The following is a 3,881-nucleotide window of genomic DNA, read 5'->3' on the forward strand; positions in this document are numbered from 1 at the left end:
GGCGTGCCGGCTGGTCGGGTCGGCGTCGTAGTAGTGCCGCACCAGCATCTGCATGAGGATCGTCTCGAACCAGATCCCGGCGCTGGCCGCGCTGGACAGCAGCTCGACCGCGTCGGCGCCGGACGGCCGGTGCCGGAGCGCGGCGGCGACCACCTTCTCCGCCTCGGTCCACTGCCCGACCCGGAACAGCCCGTTCGTGGCGATGGCCAGCAGCCGGGTCTCCCAGGTGCGGCCCAGCCCCAGCTCGGCCACCCGCTCCGCGCCCCGGCGGGCCACCACCACCCCCTCCTCGAGGATGTTCAGCGGTCCGGTCAGCAGCTCCGCCAGGTGCAGGTACGCGCAGGCCACGTCCTCCGGCCGGCCGGACCGCTCGGCGGTCTCCAACGCCTGCCGCATCACGGCCAGCCCGGCCTCCGGGTCCTCCAGCCACGCCTCGCTGTAGCCGAGGGCGGCGCTGGCGAGCACCACCTCCGAGGTGGAACCGGGCACCTCCGCGGCGAGCTGGAGTGCCTCCCGCGCCTGCTCACCGGCCTCGGCGTACCGGCCCAGGTGCAGCAACAGCTCGGCCAGGCGCGCGGCGGCCGTGGCCCGCTCCCCGGGCGTGCACTCCGGAGACTCCAGCGCCCGCCGGTATTCCGCCTCGGCCGGCGCGGACCGCCCGGCGGCGGCCAGGTAGCGGGCCCGCCGGATGTGCAGGGCGCAGGTGGGCGGGCCGGCCGGGTCCCGGGCCAGCTCCTCCAGCAGCTCCAGCGCCCGGGCGTGCTCGCCGCAGTGGTGGGCCGTCTCGGCGGCGTGTTCCAGCAGGTCCGTTCGGTCCACCTCGACCGGGGTCCGGCGCTCGGCGTCGGCCGGGACCGTGGCCGGGGTGCCGGCCAGCTGCAACGCCGCCGACCAGTGGCGGTGCGCCTCCGCGTACCCGTACAGCCGCTCGGCCTCGCGGGCGGCGGCCATCGCGGCGGGCAGCGCCCGGCCCGGCTCGCCGGCAGCCGCCAGTGGTGCGCCAGCCGGGCCTGGTGCAGCTCGGCGGTGGTCGAGGTCAGCGCCTCGGCGTAGCGCCGGTGCAGCGCGGCCCGCTCGGCCGGCAGCAGCTCGTGCGCCAGCACCTCCGCCACCAGGCGGTGGCGCAGCCGGTAGCCGTCGTCGGCGCCGACCAGCAGCCGGTGCGCCACGGCCGCCCGCACCGCCTCGATCAGCTCCGGCTCCGCGAGCCGGACCACCTGGGCCAGCAGCCAGTGCTCGACCGGTTCGACGCCGGCCGCGATCGCGTGCACCACCGCGTGGGCGTGCTGCGGCAGGGCGTCGACCCGGGCCAGGAAGACCTCGCGCAGAGTGTCGGAGAGATCGTCACGGCCGTCGCGCAGGTCCCGGGCGAGTTCCTCCACGACGAACGGGTTGCCGCCGCTGCGCTGCCACAGCCGGTCGGCGGCCTCGGGCGCGAGCGGGGTGCCGACGATCGCGGCGGCCAGCTCGTCCGTGCCGGCCCGGTCCAGCGGCGCCAGGTCGACCACCCGGACCGAGCGCAGCCGACGCAGCTCGGTGAGCACCCGGCGCAGCGGGTGCGCGCCCTGCAACGACTCGGCGCGCACCGCGGCGAGCACCGACAGTTGCAGGTCGCCGAGGCCGGCGAGCAGATAGAGCAGGAGCTGGCGGGTGCTCCGGTCGACCCACTGGAGGTCGTCGAGGACCAGGACCAGCGGACGCCCGGCGGCGACCAGGTGCAGCCCCTGGGAGACCCGTTCCAGCAACGCACCCGCGCCGTCCGGCCCCGGGGTCTCCTCGTCAAACACCTGCAACAGGCCGCGGACCGCCGAGGCCGTCCGGGCCTCGGCCAGCCCGGCGTCGAAGCGGCGCAGCGCCTGCCGCACCGGGTGCAACGGGGAGGCGTCACCGATGTCCAGGCAGGAACCCGTGAGCACCAGGGCGCCGGCGTCTCGCAGCCGGCCGGTCAGCTCGGCCAGCAACCGGGTCTTGCCCACCCCGCTCTCGCCGGTGAGGAAGACCGCCGCGGTATGCCCCGGGGCGACGTCGTCGAGGAGTGCCGACCGGAGCGCCGCCATGGTGTCGGCACGGCCGATGAGCGGTGCGGTGTCCACATCGCTGGCCATGGGAGGCAGCCTAGTCACAGGTTCCCGCACCGTTCTACGGCCTCAAGGCCCTAGTGGTACTCCTCGCGTCGACATTGCGACTAAAGGTTGCGGGTGGTCGACATACGTCGTCCTACCGATCCCCCTACGTACCGGTGGTGAAAGTCTCCAGAGGTCGTCAGGCACCGGACCGGGGGAAAGGGTGGGTGCGATGCCAGTGACCACGACCATGGGGAGTCGGGAGGCAGCCACGCGCTGGCCGGTGCCGGAGGAGAGACGGACGGTCAGCGTGCTCTTCGTCGACATCGTCGGCTCCACCGGCCTGGTCGAGCGGCTCGACCCAGAGGACGTCCGGGCGCTGCAGCGCGGGTACTTCGGCACGGTGGCGGGGGTGCTGCGCCGGTGGAACGGCGTGGTGGAGAAGTACATCGGCGACGCGGTGATGGCCCTGTTCGGCGCGCACGGCTCGGACGGCTTCGACGCGTACCGGGCGGTGCGGGCCGGGCTGGAGCTCCAGAAGGCGCTGAACCGGCGCGCGTCGGCGGGCCCCCGGCTGCGGATCCGGGTCGGGGTGGCCACCGGGGAGGTCCTGGTGGACCTGGCCGCCACCCGCGACGGCGGGCACGGCGCCGCCAGCGGCGCGGTCATCACCACCGCCGCCCGGTTGCAGGAGTACGCCCCGCCGGGCGGGGTGGTGGCCTGCGCGGCCACCCGACGGGCGGTCGCCGGCCTGATCGAGCTGCGCCCCCTCGCCACCATGACGGTGGCCGGCAAGGCGCAGCCGCTGGACGTCTGGCGGGTCACCGGGCCGGCCCGGCCCGGACCGGCCGGCCACCCGGGCCCGCTCATCGGCCGGCGGCGGGAACTGGCCACCGCCGGCGAGGAGATCGCCCGCGCGGTCCGGGAGCGCCGGCCCCGCTGGGTGTCGCTGGTCGGGCCGCAGGGCAGTGGACGCAGCCGGCTGCTGCACGAGCTGACCCGCGCCGTGTCGAAGGTGGACGGTGTGCCGGTCCGCTGGTGCATTGCGCAGTGCCCGCCGTATCCGCGGGGCGAGCTGGCGCCGCTGGCGGACATGGTCCGCGCCTTCGCCGGGGCCCGCGACACGGACGCCGCCGGCACGGTACGCCGCCGGCTGGCCACCGCGCTCGCCGGGCTGCTGCCGGCGGCCCGGCTCGACGCGGCGGCGCATGCCCTGACCGAGTTCCTGACCGCGCCGGAGGATGCCGGGGCGGCAGCGCGCGGGGCCGAGGTGTGGCGGGAGGTCCTCCTCGACGTGGCGGCCGACCGGCCGCTGGTGGTGGCCGTGGACGGCCTGGACCGGGCCGCCCCGCCGCTGAACCGATTCCTGCACCGGCTCTTCGCCGTCGCCACCGAGCGAGGGTTGCCGCTCGCGGTGGTGGCCACCCACGGACCGGGCTGGGCCGATCTGCTGCCCGGGGCCGCCGGCCGGCGACGCCGGGTGCCGCTGGCCCCACTGGGCACGGTGGACACCGGACGGCTGCTGCGGCACCTGCTCGGCCGGGCCGGCCGGCCCGCCGCACTGGCCCGCGAGCTGGCGCCGCTGACCGGTGGCAACCCGGCCGCCGCCCGGGCGTACGTGGCGGCACTGGACGATGCCGGCGACCCGGCCGGACCGGTCCCCGACACGGTTCGCCGGATGGTCGACGCCCGGCTGGACCGGCTGGACGGGCCGCAGCGGGCCGTGCTCATGGCCGGCGCGGCGTACGGCAGCGACTTCACGCCCGGTGCTGCACGACGTGACCCTGGAGATCCCGGCCAAGAGCCGGGTGGCGGTGG

Annotated in this window: 1 protein-coding gene and 1 pseudogene; one reads left to right on the top strand and one right to left on the bottom strand. The window is 76.5% G+C overall.

What is annotated here, in order from left to right:
- Positions 1–2,105 (bottom strand): annotated as a pseudogene (locus tag ACWEVO_RS32135) (ATP-binding protein); the annotation flags it as partial.
- Positions 2,106–2,295: 190 nt separating this feature from the next.
- Between ACWEVO_RS32135 and ACWEVO_RS32140 the strand changes: the two are divergent.
- A partial coding sequence (locus tag ACWEVO_RS32140; RefSeq protein WP_452311205.1) for an AAA family ATPase occupies positions 2,296–3,881 on the top strand: 1,586 nt, incomplete at its 3' end.

It is taken from the genome of Micromonospora sp. NPDC003776 (assembly GCF_053605645.1).